This window comes from Actinoplanes auranticolor (assembly GCF_018332655.1).
Lineage (GTDB): Bacteria > Actinomycetota > Actinomycetes > Mycobacteriales > Micromonosporaceae > Actinoplanes > Actinoplanes auranticolor.
Genome location: NZ_BOQL01000006.1, coordinates 182,042 through 196,884 on the forward strand (window position 1 = coordinate 182,042; position 14,843 = coordinate 196,884).

17 protein-coding genes are annotated in these 14,843 nt (G+C 72.0%); 8 read left to right on the top strand and 9 right to left on the bottom strand.

The window, feature by feature from the left end:
- From pdhA to Aau02nite_RS03820, 5 genes are all read left to right on the top strand, one after another.
- On the top strand, positions 1–1,095 hold the full coding sequence (pdhA, locus tag Aau02nite_RS03800; RefSeq protein WP_212986891.1) for a pyruvate dehydrogenase (acetyl-transferring) E1 component subunit alpha: 1,095 nt from the start codon (positions 1–3) through the stop codon (positions 1,093–1,095).
- On the top strand, positions 1,092–2,093 hold the full coding sequence (locus tag Aau02nite_RS03805) for an alpha-ketoacid dehydrogenase subunit beta (protein WP_246594869.1): 1,002 nt from the start codon (positions 1,092–1,094) through the stop codon (positions 2,091–2,093). The genes pdhA and Aau02nite_RS03805 overlap by 4 nt, the downstream gene beginning before the upstream one ends.
- A complete protein-coding gene (locus tag Aau02nite_RS03810) occupies positions 2,090–3,343 on the top strand; it encodes a dihydrolipoamide acetyltransferase family protein (protein WP_212986892.1) in 1,254 nt (417 codons plus the stop codon). The genes Aau02nite_RS03805 and Aau02nite_RS03810 overlap by 4 nt, the downstream gene beginning before the upstream one ends.
- A 148-nt stretch (positions 3,344–3,491) precedes the next feature.
- Positions 3,492–3,986, top strand: coding sequence for a SigE family RNA polymerase sigma factor (locus Aau02nite_RS03815; protein ID WP_212986893.1), 495 nt, complete (start codon positions 3,492–3,494; stop codon positions 3,984–3,986).
- An 11-nt stretch (positions 3,987–3,997) separates the two neighbouring features.
- Positions 3,998–4,855 (top strand): hypothetical protein, encoded by an 858-nt coding sequence (locus tag Aau02nite_RS03820; protein ID WP_212986894.1) that lies wholly within the window; start codon positions 3,998–4,000, stop codon positions 4,853–4,855.
- 15 nt (positions 4,856–4,870) lie between these two features.
- Here Aau02nite_RS03820 and Aau02nite_RS03825 read toward each other — a convergent pair whose 3' ends face one another.
- The 5 genes from Aau02nite_RS03825 to Aau02nite_RS03845 all read right to left on the bottom strand — a co-directional run bounded on the left by Aau02nite_RS03825 (position 4,871) and on the right by Aau02nite_RS03845 (position 8,105).
- Positions 4,871–6,334, bottom strand: coding sequence for a protein adenylyltransferase SelO (locus Aau02nite_RS03825; protein ID WP_212986895.1), 1,464 nt, complete (start codon positions 6,332–6,334; stop codon positions 4,871–4,873).
- 21 nt (positions 6,335–6,355) lie between these two features.
- Entirely contained in the window at positions 6,356–7,231 is an 876-nt protein-coding gene (locus Aau02nite_RS03830; RefSeq protein WP_212986896.1) for a bifunctional helix-turn-helix transcriptional regulator/GNAT family N-acetyltransferase, read from the bottom strand.
- A 33-nt stretch (positions 7,232–7,264) separates the two neighbouring features.
- Entirely contained in the window at positions 7,265–7,486 is a 222-nt protein-coding gene (locus Aau02nite_RS03835; RefSeq protein ID WP_212986897.1) for a hypothetical protein, read from the bottom strand.
- Positions 7,487–7,495: 9 nt separating this feature from the next.
- Positions 7,496–7,654 carry a hypothetical protein gene (locus Aau02nite_RS03840; protein WP_212986898.1) on the bottom strand — a complete coding sequence of 53 codons (159 nt, stop codon included), beginning with the start codon at positions 7,652–7,654 and terminating at the stop codon, positions 7,496–7,498.
- Between the two features lie 97 nt (positions 7,655–7,751).
- Positions 7,752–8,105: a LysR substrate-binding domain-containing protein gene (locus tag Aau02nite_RS03845; protein WP_212986899.1), complete on the bottom strand. Its 354-nt coding sequence runs from the start codon at positions 8,103–8,105 to the stop codon at positions 7,752–7,754.
- A gap of 76 nt (positions 8,106–8,181) precedes the next feature.
- Here Aau02nite_RS03845 and Aau02nite_RS03850 point away from each other — a divergent pair, with 76 nt between their 5' ends.
- Entirely contained in the window at positions 8,182–8,529 is a 348-nt protein-coding gene (locus Aau02nite_RS03850; protein WP_212986900.1) for a hypothetical protein, read from the top strand.
- A complete protein-coding gene (locus Aau02nite_RS03855; protein ID WP_212986901.1) occupies positions 8,526–8,732 on the top strand; it encodes an LLM class flavin-dependent oxidoreductase in 207 nt (68 codons plus the stop codon). The genes Aau02nite_RS03850 and Aau02nite_RS03855 overlap by 4 nt, the downstream gene beginning before the upstream one ends.
- A gap of 383 nt (positions 8,733–9,115) precedes the next feature.
- Here the strand turns inward: Aau02nite_RS03855 and Aau02nite_RS03860 are convergent, their stop codons facing one another.
- The 3 genes from Aau02nite_RS03860 to Aau02nite_RS03870 all read right to left on the bottom strand — a co-directional run bounded on the left by Aau02nite_RS03860 (position 9,116) and on the right by Aau02nite_RS03870 (position 10,199).
- Positions 9,116–9,346 (bottom strand): hypothetical protein, encoded by a 231-nt coding sequence (locus tag Aau02nite_RS03860; protein ID WP_212986902.1) that lies wholly within the window; start codon positions 9,344–9,346, stop codon positions 9,116–9,118.
- Positions 9,347–9,480: 134 nt separating this feature from the next.
- Positions 9,481–9,813, bottom strand: a complete 333-nt coding sequence (locus Aau02nite_RS03865) for a hypothetical protein (protein WP_212986903.1) — start codon at positions 9,811–9,813, stop codon at positions 9,481–9,483.
- 59 nt (positions 9,814–9,872) lie between these two features.
- The gene (locus Aau02nite_RS03870; protein ID WP_212986904.1) at positions 9,873–10,199 is read right to left on the bottom strand and encodes a hypothetical protein; all 327 of its coding nucleotides are present in this window, start codon (positions 10,197–10,199) and stop codon (positions 9,873–9,875) included.
- 1,077 nt (positions 10,200–11,276) lie between these two features.
- On the opposite strand from Aau02nite_RS03870, the gene Aau02nite_RS03875 reads away from it, so the two are divergent.
- Positions 11,277–13,343, top strand: coding sequence for a cellulase family glycosylhydrolase (locus Aau02nite_RS03875; protein ID WP_438841096.1), 2,067 nt, complete (start codon positions 11,277–11,279; stop codon positions 13,341–13,343).
- Between the two features lie 179 nt (positions 13,344–13,522).
- Here Aau02nite_RS03875 and Aau02nite_RS03880 read toward each other — a convergent pair whose 3' ends face one another.
- Positions 13,523–14,818 carry a M20 metallopeptidase family protein gene (locus Aau02nite_RS03880; RefSeq protein WP_246594870.1) on the bottom strand — a complete coding sequence of 432 codons (1,296 nt, stop codon included), beginning with the start codon at positions 14,816–14,818 and terminating at the stop codon, positions 13,523–13,525.
- Positions 14,819–14,843: the final 25 nt, after the last annotated feature.

A 14,843-nucleotide genomic window follows, 5' to 3' on the forward strand; every position in this document is an offset into this window, starting at 1 on the left:
ATGACAGGTGACCCGCACCACCTTCTGCCGTCGGCCGAGCCGGTCATGCTCATCGACCCGCACGGGAACGCCGTCGACGCCTCCGGGTACGCCGCCCCGGACGGCCCGGCGCTCCTCCGGGCCTTCGCGGCCCTGGTCACCGCGCGCCGGCTCAACGACCAGGCGTACGCGCTGGTCCGCCAGGGCCGGCTCGCCGTCTATCCCTCGTCGCACGGCCAGGAGGCGTGCCAGGTCGCCGCCGCCCAGGTGCTGGCCGACGGCGACTGGCTGTTCCCGACGTACCGCGACACGATCGCCGCGGTGGGCCGGGGTGTGGACCCGGTCGAGGCGCTGTCGCTGCTCAAGGGCGACTGGCACTGCGGCTACGACCCGTACGAGCACAACGTCGCGCCGCACGCGACGCCGCTGGCCACCCAGCTGCCGCACGCGGTGGGCGTCGCGCACGCCGCCCGACTGCGCGGTGAGCCCACCGTCGTCCTGGCGCTCTGCGGCGACGGCGGCACCAGCGAGGGCGACTTCCACGAGGCGCTCAACTTCGCCGCCGTGCTGCGCGCCCCGGTCGTCTTCTTCGTGCAGAACAACGAGTACGCCATCAGCGTCCCGCTGGCCCGGCAGACCGCCGCCCCGTCCCTGGCCCACAAGGGCATCGGCTACGGCGTGCCCGGTGAACGCGTCGACGGCAACGATGCGGCTGCGCTGCTGACCGTGCTGGGCGCCGCCGTGGAGCGCGCCCGGGCCGGCGGCGGACCGCAGCTCATCGAGGCGCACACGTACCGGATGCAGGCCCACACCAACGCCGACGACGCCACCCGCTACCGCCGGGACGACGAGGTCGCGGCCTGGGTCGAGCGCGACCCGATCACCCGGCTCGAGGCCCACCTGCGCGAGCGCGGCCTGCTGGACGACGCGCAGCTCGCGGACATCACCGCGCAGGCCGAGCACGTGGCCACCCATCTGCGCGACGGCCTCAACCGCGACGTCGAGCCGGACCCGGCGATGCTCTTCGACCACGTGTACGCGAGTCCCACCCCGCAGCTCACCGAGCAGGCCGCGCTGGTCGCCGACGAGCTGGACCGCGAAGGAGCGCTGCGATGACCGTCACGGCCACCGACCACGTCAAGCTGACGATGGCGCAGGCGCTCAACCGGGCCCTGCGCGACGCGATGGCCGCGGACCCGGCGGTGGTGGTCTTCGGCGAGGACGTCGGGGCGCTCGGCGGCGTCTTCCGGATCACCGACGGCCTGACCGCCGAGTTCGGCGAGGACCGGTGCTTCGACACCCCGCTGGCCGAGTCCGGCATCGTCGGCGTGGCGGTCGGCATGGCGATGAACGGCATGCGCCCGGTGGTGGAGATGCAGTTCGACGCCTTCGCCTACCCGGCGTTCGAGCAGATCGTCAGCCACGTGGCGAAGATGCGGAACCGCACCCGCGGCCGGGTCACGCTGCCGATGGTGATCCGGGTGCCGTACGCGGGCGGGATCGGCGGGGTCGAGCACCACTGCGACTCCTCCGAGGCGTACTACGCGCACACCCCCGGCCTGCACGTGGTGGCCCCGGCGACGCCGGCGGACGCGTACGGGCTGCTGCGCGAGGCGATCGCCTCGGACGACCCGGTGATCTTCCTGGAGCCCAAGAAGCTCTACTGGAGCAAAGAGGAGGTCGAGCTCGGCGCCGAGGTGCCCGGCATCGGCACGGCCGTGGTACGCCGCGCAGGCACCGACGCCACGCTGATCGCCTACGGCCCCTCCGTACCGGTCGCCCTCGAAGCCGCCGAGGTGGCCGCGGGCGAGGGTCGCAGCCTGCAGGTCGTCGACCTGCGCTCGATCGTGCCGTTCGACGACGAGACGGTGTGCGCCGCCGTGCGCAGCACCGGCCGGGCCGTCGTGGTCGCGGAGGCGGCCGGTTTCGCCAGCGTCTCCTCGGAGATCGTCGCCCGGGTCACCGAGCGCTGCTTCCACGCGCTGGCCGCCCCGATCCGCCGGGTGACCGGCTTCGACATCCCGTACCCGCCGCCGAAGCTCGAGCATTTCCAGCTGCCCGGCGTGGACCGCGTCCTGGACGCCGTGGACGACCTGCAGTGGGAGGACTCGTGACGACGCAGACCTTTCTGCTGCCCGACCTCGGCGAGGGACTGACCGAGGCGGAGGTGGTGCGCTGGCTGGTCGAGGAGGGCGACACCGTCGAGGTCGACCAGCCGGTGGTCGAGGTGGAGACCGCGAAGTCGCTGGTCGAGGTGCCGACGCCGTACGCGGGCCGGATCGCGACCCGGCACGCCGCCGAGGGCGTCACGCTGGAGGTCGGCAAGCCGCTGCTCACGGTCGCCGCGCTCGTCTCCGCGGCCGAGACCTACCGCGAGGAGGAACGGGCCGGATCCGGCAACGTCCTCATCGGGTACGGCACCTCCGGCACGACGGCCACCTCCCGGCGCCGCCGTCCGCGGGCCCGGCAGGCTGCTCCGGCCGTGACGGCGCACCGGGTGCCGCTGGTGGTGTCGCCGCTGGTGCGGCGGCTGGCCCGGGAGGCCGGGCTGGACCTGTCGACGGTCGAGGCGACCGGTCCCGGCGGCGTGATCGTCCGGGCCGATGTCGAACGCGCCCTGGCCGGGCACGCCACCACAGTGGCCCGGCCGGCTGCTGTCCCGGCCGCCCCTGAGCCGGCCGTGCCGGCTGTGCCGGGGGAGCGCCGCGTTCCGCTGTCCGGATTCCGCAAGGCGGTGTCGGCGGCGCTGACCCGCAGCCGGGCCGAGATCCCCGAGGCCACCGTCTGGGTCGACGTCGACGCCACCGGGCTCTGGGAGCTGCGGCAGAGCACCCCCGGCCCGGGCCTGCTCGCCTACCTCGCCCGTTTCGTCGTCGCCGGGTTGCGGCAGTACCCGATGCTCAACGCCCGGGTGGACACCGAGCGGCAGGAGATCGTCGAGTTCGACCGGATCAACCTCGGCATCGCCGTGCAGGGCGAGCGGGGCCTGGTCGTGCCCGCGGTCGTCGGCGCCGAGACGATGACCACCGCGCGGCTCGACGAGGAGATCCGGCGGGTCACCGCGAGCGCCCGGGAGGGCCGCGTGACGGCCCAGGAGGCGGGGACCTTCACGCTCAACAACTACGGCAGCTTCCGGGTGGACGGCAGCGCCGCGATCATCAACCACCCGCAGGTCGCCATCCTGGGCTTCGGCCGGATCCTCGACCGGCCCTGGGTCGTCGACGGGGAGCTGTGCGTCCGCAAGATCACCCAGATGAGCTTCGTCTTCGACCACCGGGTCTGCGACGGCGGGACGGCGGCCGGCTTCATGCGCAGTGTGGCCGACGCGATCGAGGATCCGGCCTCCGCGATCGCCCGGCTCTGACCAGCGGCTGAGCACCCGGCTTCGGTCCCGCCTCGGACACCGGCCGGCGAACGTGCCGCTGCGCCGCGCTTCGTCATCTCCGCCGGTTCGTGCAACCTTCCACCTGTCCGGTCTCGTGATTGTCCCGACCGAACGGATAGGGGTGGGCATGAGCGATCGCGACACGGCGTTCGCCGAGTACTTCGCGGCCCGATCGGGGGCTATGCGGGGGACGGCGTTCCTGCTGTGCGGGGACTGGCACCGGGCCGAGGATCTGGTCCAGACCGCGTTCACCAAGCTGTACACGCACTGGCACCGGGTGGCCCGGCATGAGGCGCTGGACCCGTACGTCCGGCAGGTGCTGATCCGCACCTTCATCGACGACGGCCGCCGGGGCTGGTGGCGGCGGGAGCGGCCGCGGGAGACGCCGATCGAGCAGGCGGCCGTGCAGTCCTCGGCCGATGACCGGCTGATGCTGTTGCAGGCCCTGGCCGGGGTGCCGCCCCGGCAGCGGGCCGTGCTGGTCCTGCGCTACTGGGAGGACATGTCGGTCGACGAGACCGCGGCGGTCCTCGGCTGCTCGGCCGGCACGGTCAAGAGCCAGGCGGCCCGTGGGCTGGACGCCCTCCGGGTGCTGATGTCCCACCCCGTCACCGCCGAATGAGAAGAGGCACTGTGGACGAGAACGACCTGCGCGAAGCCATGCGCGCCAGCATGACCCTGACCCCGCCGCCCCCGATGGAGTCGGCGGCCGCCCTGACCGCCGGCCGCCGGGCCGCCCGCCGGCGCGCGACGCTCGCCGGTGCCGGGGCGACCGCGGCGCTGATCGCGGTGACCGCCGTGGCCGTGCCCTCCGGCCTGCGGCTCGCCTCGGACGGTGACGCCGCGCCCTGGGCCGGCGCCGGGGTGCCGTCGGGCCTGCCGACCCCCTCCGCGGATGGCGAGTACACCAAGCCGGCCTGGCCGCTGGACGGGAACGGCGAGCCGCAGGAGGACGCCACCGCTCGGTCGGGGGAACGCTACGAGCAGGGCAAGAAGCTGCTCGATGAGCTGCTGGCCGTCGTTCCGGACGGCTGGAGCGCGCCGACCGGCGAGTCGGCCGACGGCATCCCGCTGCGCTACCACCAGGCTCAGGTCGAAGGCGACAACACCGGCTCGACCTGGGGCTACCTGGCCCAGGCGGCGATCGCCAAGGGCGGCCGGGCCGGGCGGCTGCTGGCCGAGGTGCACACCACGAACAACGGCCTGCCCCGGGAGCCGTGCGCCCTGGCCCGGCAGTTCTCCGGGCTGGGGGGTGACTGCGACGTGGTCGACGTCGGCCGGGCCAAGGTGGGCGTGTCCCGGGTTCCCAGCGGGACCGGCGGGGTGGAGCAGTGGGCGGCCTACCGGCACCCGGACGGCATCGTGGTCTACGTGGCACAGAGCCGCACGGCCACGAACGGCGAGAACGCCCAGCCGCCACTGAAGAACCTGCCGCTGACCGCGTCGCAACTGGCCGCCCTGGCCACCGACGACCGGTTCCACCTCAACTGACCGGCCGGGCGGACCTCACGTGCCGCAGAAGGTCTGGTAGGCGCCGAAGTCCTGGGGCGCGGCCTCGGCGTACCGCTCGAGACCGGGGCGCTCGTCGTAGGGGGCGCTGACGGCCCCCACCAGTCGCTCCAGCGGTTCCAGGTCGCCGTCCGTCGCGGCGGCCAGGGCCTCCTCGACGAGGTGGTTGCGCGGGATGTAGACGGGGTTGACCCGCTGCATCGCGCCGGCGTCCGGCTCCAAAGCACGCCAGCGCGCCACCCAGGCGTCGATCCCGGCCAGGTCGATGAACAGCCGGCGGGTGGGCTCGGCGTCACCGTGGGCGGCGCCGCCGAGGGTACGGAAGAACGACGTGAAGTCGACGTGGTCCGCGTGCAGCAGAGCGAGCAGGTCCTCCACCAGCGGCGACACCACCGTGGCATCGACCTCGTCGGGCAGCCCCAGTTTGGCGCGCATGCCGGCCGACCAGGCGGCGTTGTACGCGGGCCGGAAGCCACCGAGGGACTCCACCGCGACGGCGACCGCCTGCTCCTGGTCGTCGTGCAGGAGCGGGAGCAGGGCCTCGGCGAGCCGGGCCAGGTTCCACTCCGCGATGGCGGGCTGGTTGCCGTACGCGTAGCGCCCGGCGTGGTCGATCGAGCTGTACACCGTCGCCGGGTCGAAGGCCTCGATGAACGCGCAGGGTCCGTAGTCGATGGTCTCGCCCGAGATCGTCATGTTGTCGGTGTTCATGACGCCGTGCACGAAGCCGGCGAGCATCCACTGCGCCACCAGCGCCGCCTGGGCCGCGACGACCGCCTCGAACAGCGCGCGGTACGGCTGCTCGGCCCCGGCGGCGTGCGGGTGGTGGCGGGCGATCGCGTGGTCGGCCAGGCGGCGCAGCAGCTCGGCGTCGCCGGCGGCCCGCGCGTACTGGAAGCTGCCCACGCGCAGGTGGCTGGCGGCGATCCGGGCGAGCACGGCTCCCGGCAGGGCGGTCTCGCGGTAGACCGTGCGCCCGGTCGCCACCACGGCCAGGGCCCGGGTCGTCGGGATGCCCAGGGCGTGCATGGCGCGGCTGACGACGTACTCGCGCAGCATCGGGCCGACCGCGGCCAGGCCGTCGCCGCCGCGGGCGAACGGCGTGCGCCCGGAGCCCTTGAGGTGCAGGTCGCGGACGGTGCCGCCGGCGTCCACCAGCTCGCCGAGCAGCAGCGCGCGCCCGTCGCCGAGCCGCGGGGAGTAGCCGCCGAACTGGTGCCCGGCGTAGGCCTGGGCGACCGGGGTGGCGCCGTCCGGGACGGCGGTGCCGGTCAGCAGGCCGACACCCTCGGGGCTGCGCAGCTGGTCGGGGTCGAGGCCCAGCTCGGCGGCGAGCGCCTCGTCGAGCACGAGCAGCCGCGGCTCCGGGGCCTCCTCGGCCTGCCAGGGGATGGCCAGCCCGGGGAGCTCGGTCGCGAAGCGGTTGTCCAGGACGACGGTCGAGGGCGGTGCGATACTCACGCCTTCGAGCGTACGTCGGGGTTACTTCTCGAAGGCGAGCTGGTTGTACGGCGACCGGTCGTACGGCGGGATCTCCCGGTACCCGGCCGCCCGGTACAGGGCGATGGCCTCGGTGAGAGCGGTGTGCGTGCCCAGCCGCAGTGTCGTCGCGCCGTGCTTGTACGCGTCAGCCTCCACCCCTTCCAGCAGCCGCCGCCCGAGCCCCAGCCCTCGCGCCCGCGCGTCGACCCACAGGTGGCGGATCTCCGAGATCCCGTCACCGAGGCGGCGCCACGCGCCACAACCCACAGGCCGGTCTTCCTCGTACGCCACCAGCAGCGCCCCGCCGTCGCCGGTCAGGTCGCGGGGGTCCACGAGCGCCGCGTCGTCGTACCCCTCCGGGAAGCGCACGGCCAGTTCCGAGGCGTACGCCCGCAGGCACTGCCGGGCGTCGGGGGAGCCGGCGTCGACCGGCCGCACCGTGACGGCGGCCAGCCGCAGCAGGCGCCGGATCTGCTGCTGGGCGTCGACGAGTTGCCGGCGCTGGGCGGCGGACAGCGGCTCCAGCAGGTCACTGATGCCGGCCCGCGAACGTGCGTCGAGATCGGCGCGTTCGCGTACCCCGGCTTCGGTCAGCTCGGCGACGCGGACCCGTCGGTCCGCCGGGTGCGCGTGGGTGCGGACCAGGCCCTGCTCCTGCAGTGAGCGCAGCAGCCGGCTGAGGTAGCCGGAGTCCAGGCCGAGCCGGGCGCGCAGCTCGCGGACGTCGGCCTGATCGCCGATCTCGTAGAGCAGGCGGGCCTCGCTCAGCGGGCGGTCCTGGCCGAGGTAACGATCGGTCAGCACGCCCAGGCGGCGGGTGTAGTAGCGGTTGAAGTCGCGGACCGTCTCGACCTGAGCGAAGGCAGCAGCGTCCATCGGCCGATGCTAGCGCGAAATATCTGACTCAGGTCAGAGATTATCGTCGGCGGATGGCCGTGCCTCCATGCGCTCCTCGTGCGTCCTCTTCTCGGCGTTGATCTGATGCGTGTGCGGCCGGTAGATGAGGTCCACCGGCCCCATCAGCTCCTGACCGACGCCCCGGCGCCGGGTCCGGGCCGCGAGCCACGCGAGCGCACCGAGGACGGCGGCCAGAACGGCGGCGGACACCAGCCACGGCACGATTTCTCCCATCCGGGCAGGTTACGCCCGGCTGCGCGGCCGGGAAAGCTCACCACGGGTACGGGCGAGGAGCTCGACCAGCGCCCCGGCCGCACCCTCGACCACGGCGGGGGACAGTCCTCGGCGCGGCCGGACGGCCAGGGCGACCGGCTCCGGGACGGGCAGGTCGTGGCGGGCCACCAGCCTTCGAGGCCCCGGCCGAGAGTGGCCATCAGCCCCACGCCGAGGCCGGCCCGCACCGCCGCCTGCATCCCGGCCAGGTGTGCGGCCTCGCAGCTCACCTCGGCCGGCACCCCGTGCGCGGCCGGCATCTCCAGCGCGCGGTTGCGGATGGCGCACGGTGCGTCGAAGGCCACCAGGGGATCGGGTCGCCGGCTGCCGGTGGCGCCCAGCCCGGGGCGGCGTACCAGGTGAGCTCCAGCTGGCCCACCGCCCGGGCGTCCGGCTCGCCGGCCGGGCCGAGCAGCAGGGCCAGGTCGATCCGGCCCTCGGCCAGGGCGGTCCGCAGCTGGGCGCCGCGGTCGATCCGGAACCGGACCCGGTGGTCCGGGAAGCCGGCGGCCAGCTCGGGCAGCTGCTGGGCGGCGGCGTGCTCGGTCGAGCCGATCGTCAGGGTGGGCGAGGCCGCCACGCCGAACTCGCGCAGCGTCTCGTCGTGCAGGGCGAGGATCCGGCGGGCCCGGGAGAGCAGGGCCTCGCCGTCCGCGGTGAACCGCGAGCCGCGGCCGTCCCGTTCGACCAGCGTGCGGTTCGGCGCCGCCTACCCCGGGGACGTACTCATCGTCCCCGGCATCAGCCTGATCATCGCCGACACCGACGAGCGGGCCCGGGAGAAGGAACGTGGGGCGCTGGCCGGCAAGGACGTGACGGTGACCGTGCCCAGCGAATTCGCCCTGTTCACCGACCGGGTGCTGCTGATCCTGCGGGAGCGCGGCGTGGCCCGCCGCGAGTACGAGGCCACCACCCTGCGCGGCAACCTCGGCCTGCCGATCCCCGAGAACGTGCACACCGCGGCCCGCCGCACCGAACCCGACCTGGTCCGGGGCCGGGGGTGACCACTGCTCCGCGGTTCCGGCTCGGCTTCCTGACCCACGCGCAGGGCCGTGGCGACGACCTCGCCACCACCTACCGCGACGCCCAGGAGCTGTTCGTCGTCGCCGACGAGCTGGGCTTCGACGTCGGCTGGGTGGCCCAGCACCACATCCCGCTCGGCGGCGGGGGACTGTCGTCACCGTGGCCGACAGGAAAAGGGAGCTGACCACCGCCGGCCTGGCTACTCTGCGCCGGGCACTGTCCAACGAGGAGCCCGGCACGTCCGGCTTCTCGATCCAGCCGCCGGCGGGCGACGTCACCGACCGCATCAGGCAGGGCGGGTGGGGTGCATGCCGGGCAGCCGGTTACTCATGGCCCCGGGGCTTCCGCTCGCTGTCCACCCCCTGGGCACTCCTCGGGCGGGGCGTAGGCTCGAATGGTGCCGTTGTGCCGTTGAACTCTTCCGTCGGCGGTCAGGGCCACGAGGCGTTTACAGGCACGGCACACGCCCCGCTGGTGCTGCGAGCGCTGAGTCATGTCGCCTCGTGGGGGCCGTTGCACGTATCCGTCTCTTCTTGATCGAGGCGTCGCGCAAGCGCGGCTGTGCTCTCAAGTGTCACTGTGATGAGGATCCGACGGCGGCGATACCGGACTGCGATCGCCGACGAGTCGCCGTCTCACGCCGAGCTTTTCCAGCAGCAGCAGCGAGACCGCCGCCGACGAGCCGATGAACGAGGCGGTTGGCCCGTCGATCCAGTCGTGCCATATCGCAAGGCCGCAGACAAGCCACACGCCAAACGCCGTGGCCACAATGCTGACCCACGCGATACGACCCGCCATCGCCTCAGTAAACCACCGCCGAGCAGCCGGCCCTGCCTCCGGCGGGAGCGCTTCGGGGGTCTGCTGTCACGGTTGCCTGCCAGGCGCTGGGGCGGTTGTTCGCGCGACGGCTGCCCTCAGGCGACTGGAGAAGGCTACGAATCCGGCTGAGTGACGATCGGCACCGGGTCGTCCGAAGGCCGAACGCGCTTTCGCCACCGGTAGTGGCGCCATGCAGCGGCCGTGACGGCCACGGCAAAGAGCAGTGCGGTGACGCCCTTCCAAGCACGCTCGAACCACGATATTTCATGGCCGAACGCCGCATCACCGACCGTCATCAGCCATATCCCCACCCATGCCCACTGCCAGCCATGTGGCCGGGAGAATGTGTCGGGCGGGTCGGAGAAGGCGCCGGAGACAGCGGCTGCGGCGCCGAGCACGATGACGAGCGGTGCTCCGAAGCGCCAGATCTCCTCCCACAGCGGCACGAGCTGATCATGGCACCTCGGTAGCTTGCATCACCAGAGTCGTAACTGCCGCTGCCCGGTCACCCACCGGCGAGTTCATCGCCGCGAGCTGGCAGGGGTGGACGGCGCCGTCGACGGTCCAGCCAACTACTGACCCTGCGTACCTGGCCAATGGTCAGGAGGAGAACGGCCGGCCAGATCAGATGCACCCAGCCGCCGCTCAACAGAGCCGCCGCACCGACGAGGATCAGACCGCTGCTCTCCACCAATACCAGTTGGCCGGGCATGCCGGTGGCGTCACGGGCCTCCGGACCAGTACGAAGCACCAGGATCGCGCCCCGCCACAGCCCGAGCCCTCCGAACACCAGGGACGTCCAACCCCCAAGCGTTACAAGCCAGTCGGGCACTCCGACTCCTTCGCAGTGTCTCTATGGCTGCACTGATCGAACGTGGATCAGACCATGGCCGTTCACGGATGACCGGCAGTGCGAGCCTGGACGCATCTGCCACCGTATCCGCATCCAGCCGCAGACAACGCACGGCTCCGGGTAGTTGTGCCGCCCAAGCAGTGAGGTTCATAGATGTGTTGCCGTCCCATACGCGCCGCCAGCACTAAGCCACCGAAGATCATCGGGAACAACTCGGGAACACCGGAGTCCGTAAAGAGCTGTCATACGATGGAAGTTGATGATGAAGGACCGCAGTCCCGGAAAATGGTCGGTGGCTGTCGGATCATGATCTAGGTCTTGGGTTTCAAGCCCCCCCCCCGGTCGACCAGGATGACGGTCGCGGCTGGGAGCCACCGGGCTGATCGGTCGCGTACGAGTGCGTACAAGATCGAACACGGCGGTCCTGGTCGGCGGCATGATCCGGACGGATCTGGACCACTGAAACACACAGGTCCAAACCTGCCGGTCTTCGCGACCGGCGCGCTCTTCTCCGTCGGCGACCCGCACCTGGCGATGGGGGGACGGCGAGGTGGCGCTGACCGCGCTGGAGGGGTCGCTGCGGGCCACGTACCGGCTGACCGTGGTCAAGAAGGGCGCAAAGGGAGCACCATCGGTCGCCTTCGGCTATCCGTTCGCCGAGACGCCGCAGGCCTGGGTGCCGATCGGGCTGTCCGACCCGGACGGTGCGCCGGGCGGGCAGGGCAACGACCTCGACGTCGCCATGCGCCGGGCGGTGGTCAACGCCCTCGACTTCCTCCAGCACGACCCTGGGCATGGACCGGGCGATCGCGTACGCCTACCTGTCGGCGGCCGCGGACTTCGCCGTCTCCCAGGTCGTCGACCGCACGGTGGGTGTGCACGGGGTGATCCCGAAGAGTCACTTCTGACCCCGAAGATCTAGCCCGGTCGATTGACATAGTTTGAACTCCAGACTTAATCTGCGCTGGTCATTCGCGTGGGCTGTCCGGATCGAGGAGTGTCATGATCGGCTTGCAAAGGTCCCTCCGTAGGCACCGGTGGCGAGCCGGTCTCCTCGTGGGGGCGGTCGCCACGCTGGTGGCCGGGCTCGGCATCGCCACCGCGACCAGCGCGAACGCGGCCGCGGGCTGCCGGGTCACCTACGCCAACGGGGGCCAGTGGCCAGGCGGCTTCACCGCCAACGTGACGGTCACCAACCTCGGTGACCGGATCGACGGCTGGCGGCTGGGCTGGACCTTCGCCTCCGGACAGGCGGTCAGCCAGGCCTGGAACGCGACGGTGACCGCCTCCGGCACCCAGGTCACCGCGGCCAACGTGGGACACAACGCGGTGCTGGCGACCAACGGCTCGGCTTCGTTCGGCTTCAACGGCACCTGGACCGGCAGTAACCCGGCGCCGGCGGCGTTCACCCTCAACGGCGTCGCCTGCACCGGCAGCGTCGGCCAGCCCAGCCAGTCGCCCAGCGCGCCCGGCCCCGGCCCGTCGGCGAGCAGCTCGCCGTCCACCCCGCCCACCACGCCGCCACCGGCCGGCGATGCGATGGCCGCGGTCGCCGCCATGCAGCCCGGCTGGAACCTGGGCAACTCGCTGGATGCCACCGGCGCCGACGAGACCTCCTGGGGCAACCCGCGGATCACCGAGGCCCTGCTCGACGGCATCAAGGCCCAGGGTTTCAAGAGCATCCGGATCCCGGTGACCTGGGGCCAGCACCAGGCTGGCGCGCCGGACTACACCATCGACGCCGCCTACCTGGCCCGGGTCAAGGAGGTGGTCGGCTGGGCACTGGACGACGGCTTCTACGTCATGGTCAACATCCACCACGACTCCTGGCAGTGGATCAACACGATGCCGGCCGACCGGACCAACGTGCTGGCCCGCTACAACGCGACCTGGACCCAGCTGGCCGCCGCGTTCCGTGACTCCCCGGCGAAGCTGGTGCTGGAGAGCGTGAACGAGCCGCAGTTCACCGGCAGCTCCGGTGACGCCCAGAACGCGACACTGCTCAACGAGCTGAACACGTCGTTCCGGACCATCGTCCGCAACTCCGGCGGCGGCAACGTGACCCGGCTGCTGGTGCTGCCGACCCTGCACACCTCGGCCGACCAGGCCCGACTCGACGAGCTGACCGCGACGTTCACGGCGATGAACGACCCCAACCTGATCGCCACGGTCCACTACTACGGCTACTGGCCGTTCAGCGTGAACATCGCCGGCGGCTACCGCTTCGACGCGACGGCGCAGAAGGACCTGACCGACATGTTCGACCGGATCTCGACCACCTTCGTGGCCCGGGGCATCCCGGTGATCATCGGCGAGTACGGCCTGCTCGGCTTCGACCGGCACACCGGCACGATCGAACAGGGCGAGAAGCTCAAGTTCTTCGAGCTGTTCGGGGCCCAGGCGCGGGCGAACAACATCACCACCATGCTGTGGGACAACGGCCAGCACTTCGGCCGCACGTCGCTGCAGTGGTCGGACCCGGAACTGATCGCCCAGATCAGGTCGAGCTGGACCACCCGCTCCGGCACGGCCGCGAGTGACCTGGTCTTCAGCGCCCGCTCGGCCGCCATCACGAGCAAGACGATGACGCTGAACCTCAACGGCACCACGTTCACGGGACTGCGCCAGGGCAGCACCGAACTGGTCCGCGGCACCGACTACACCATCTCCGGCGACCAGCTGACACTCTCGGCCGCCCTGCTCACCCGCCTGTCCGGGTCCCGCGCCTACGGCGTCAACGCGACTCTGCATGTTCACTTCTCCACCGGCGTGCCGTGGCGGCTCAACCTGATCACCCACGACACCCCTGTCCTGTCGGCCGCAACCGGCACAACCAGCGCGTTCACCATTCCGACCACCTTCCGCGGCGACCAGCTCGCCACCATGGAGGCCACCTACGCCGATGGCAGCAACGCCGGCCCGCAGAACTGGACCCCGTTCAAGGAATTCGACTACACCTTCGCCCCGGACTACACCGGCAACGTCATCACGCTGAAGCCGGAGTTCTTCGCGGACGTGACGGACGGCTCCCGGGTCACCCTGAAGTTCCACTTCTGGAGTGGTGCCGTGGTGACCTACTACGTCACCAAGTCCGGCACCACGGTCACCGGCACCCTCGCCTGACCGGCTCCCCTCGGAACCGGACCGGGGACGACGCAGACCGCGAATTGCGTTCGCACGGGCGTCGTCCCCGGTCCATCTCGTGTTATCGGCCCGGCTCCGGTCTCTCATCCTGGCCCGGGCCGGGCTCGGTCCGTGTCGCCTCTGCCCTCGGTCCGTCTGACTTCGCTCGTCCGTCCCGGTCACTCTCTTGGCATGGCGGCGCGCTTGGCCAGCCAGCCCGCCATCGCGCGGACGCCATGGCCGATGGCCCGCTCGTCCGGGGTGAAGGCGCCGAAGTGCGGATAGCTCGTCTCGATCGCGGCACCGGGCGAACGGACACCGAGGAAGGTGTACGTGCCGGGAATCCGGTTCAGGAACAGCGCGAAATCCTCACCGCTGAACGGGAGCGCGGCATACGCCGTCGCCACCCGGCCACGACCGGCGGTCTGCTGCAGATACCGCTTGAGAGCAAGGGCATCCTTCGGTGGACACACCATGGCCGGGAAGGGGTCCTTCGGGAAGTCCACCACTGCCGGGCCGGCCGACCGTGCCAGCCGGCGGATGTCCTCGCGGACCCCGGCGTACCGCTCCTCGGGCCAGCAGCGGTAGGACACCCGGACCTCCGCCCGGTCCCCGGCCGGGACGCCGGCCTGCATGGCCACGAACTCGGCCAGTGGTCCGTCCGGCGTCTGGAAGTCGGCCACGAGCTGCTCGAGATCCGCGCCGGTGCTCGGCCGCGTCACCGTGCTGAGCGCTGCAACCTGTGCGGCGAGTCGCTGTGCCCGTGCCATCGCGTCGGCGCCGGTGAGGGTGATGACGCCGCGATCCTGACCGGGAAGGCCGTACCCGGGTGTGACGACGAACTGGCCGACCGGGAAGGGGCCGCAGTGCAGGGCATGGATCTCCGCCGGACGGACCCGGCCCAGCACGCCCGCGTCGAGCATCGCGGCGGCACCGGTGAGCCTCTCCTCGGCGGGCTGGAAGAAGAACGCCACGGTGCCGGCGAGCCGGTGTCTCAGGCGGGCCAGCACCTCCGCGACGCCCACACCCACGGTGGTGTGCAAGTCGTGTCCACACAGGTGAGCCGGTTGCGGGCCGCCACCCACCTGCTCATCCGGCGCGACCGCGTCCATGTCCGCCCGGTACGCGACCGTCCGGCCGCGCCGGGCACCGGTCAACAAGGCCACCACGCCGTGCCCGCCGACGCCGGTGGTGACGTGGAGCCCGGCCGCTCGCAGACGACGGGCCACCACCTCGGCGGTGCGTTCCTCCTGACCCGCGATCTCGGGATGCCGGTGCAGGTCGCGGCGTAGCTCGATCAGATCGTCGTCCAGCCGGGCCGCGACGGCATCCACCGCGTCCTGGTCAACCGGCCCGCGCCGGGAGCCCCCGCCAGCCTGTGCGGATCCCGCCGGCACCAGCCCCGCTCCGATGACGCCGGCGGCGCTGCCGAGCATGACGCGCCGGCTGATGACGCGGTCCCCCGAGTCCGACATGGCCCCTCCTCCTGGATCGCGGCTG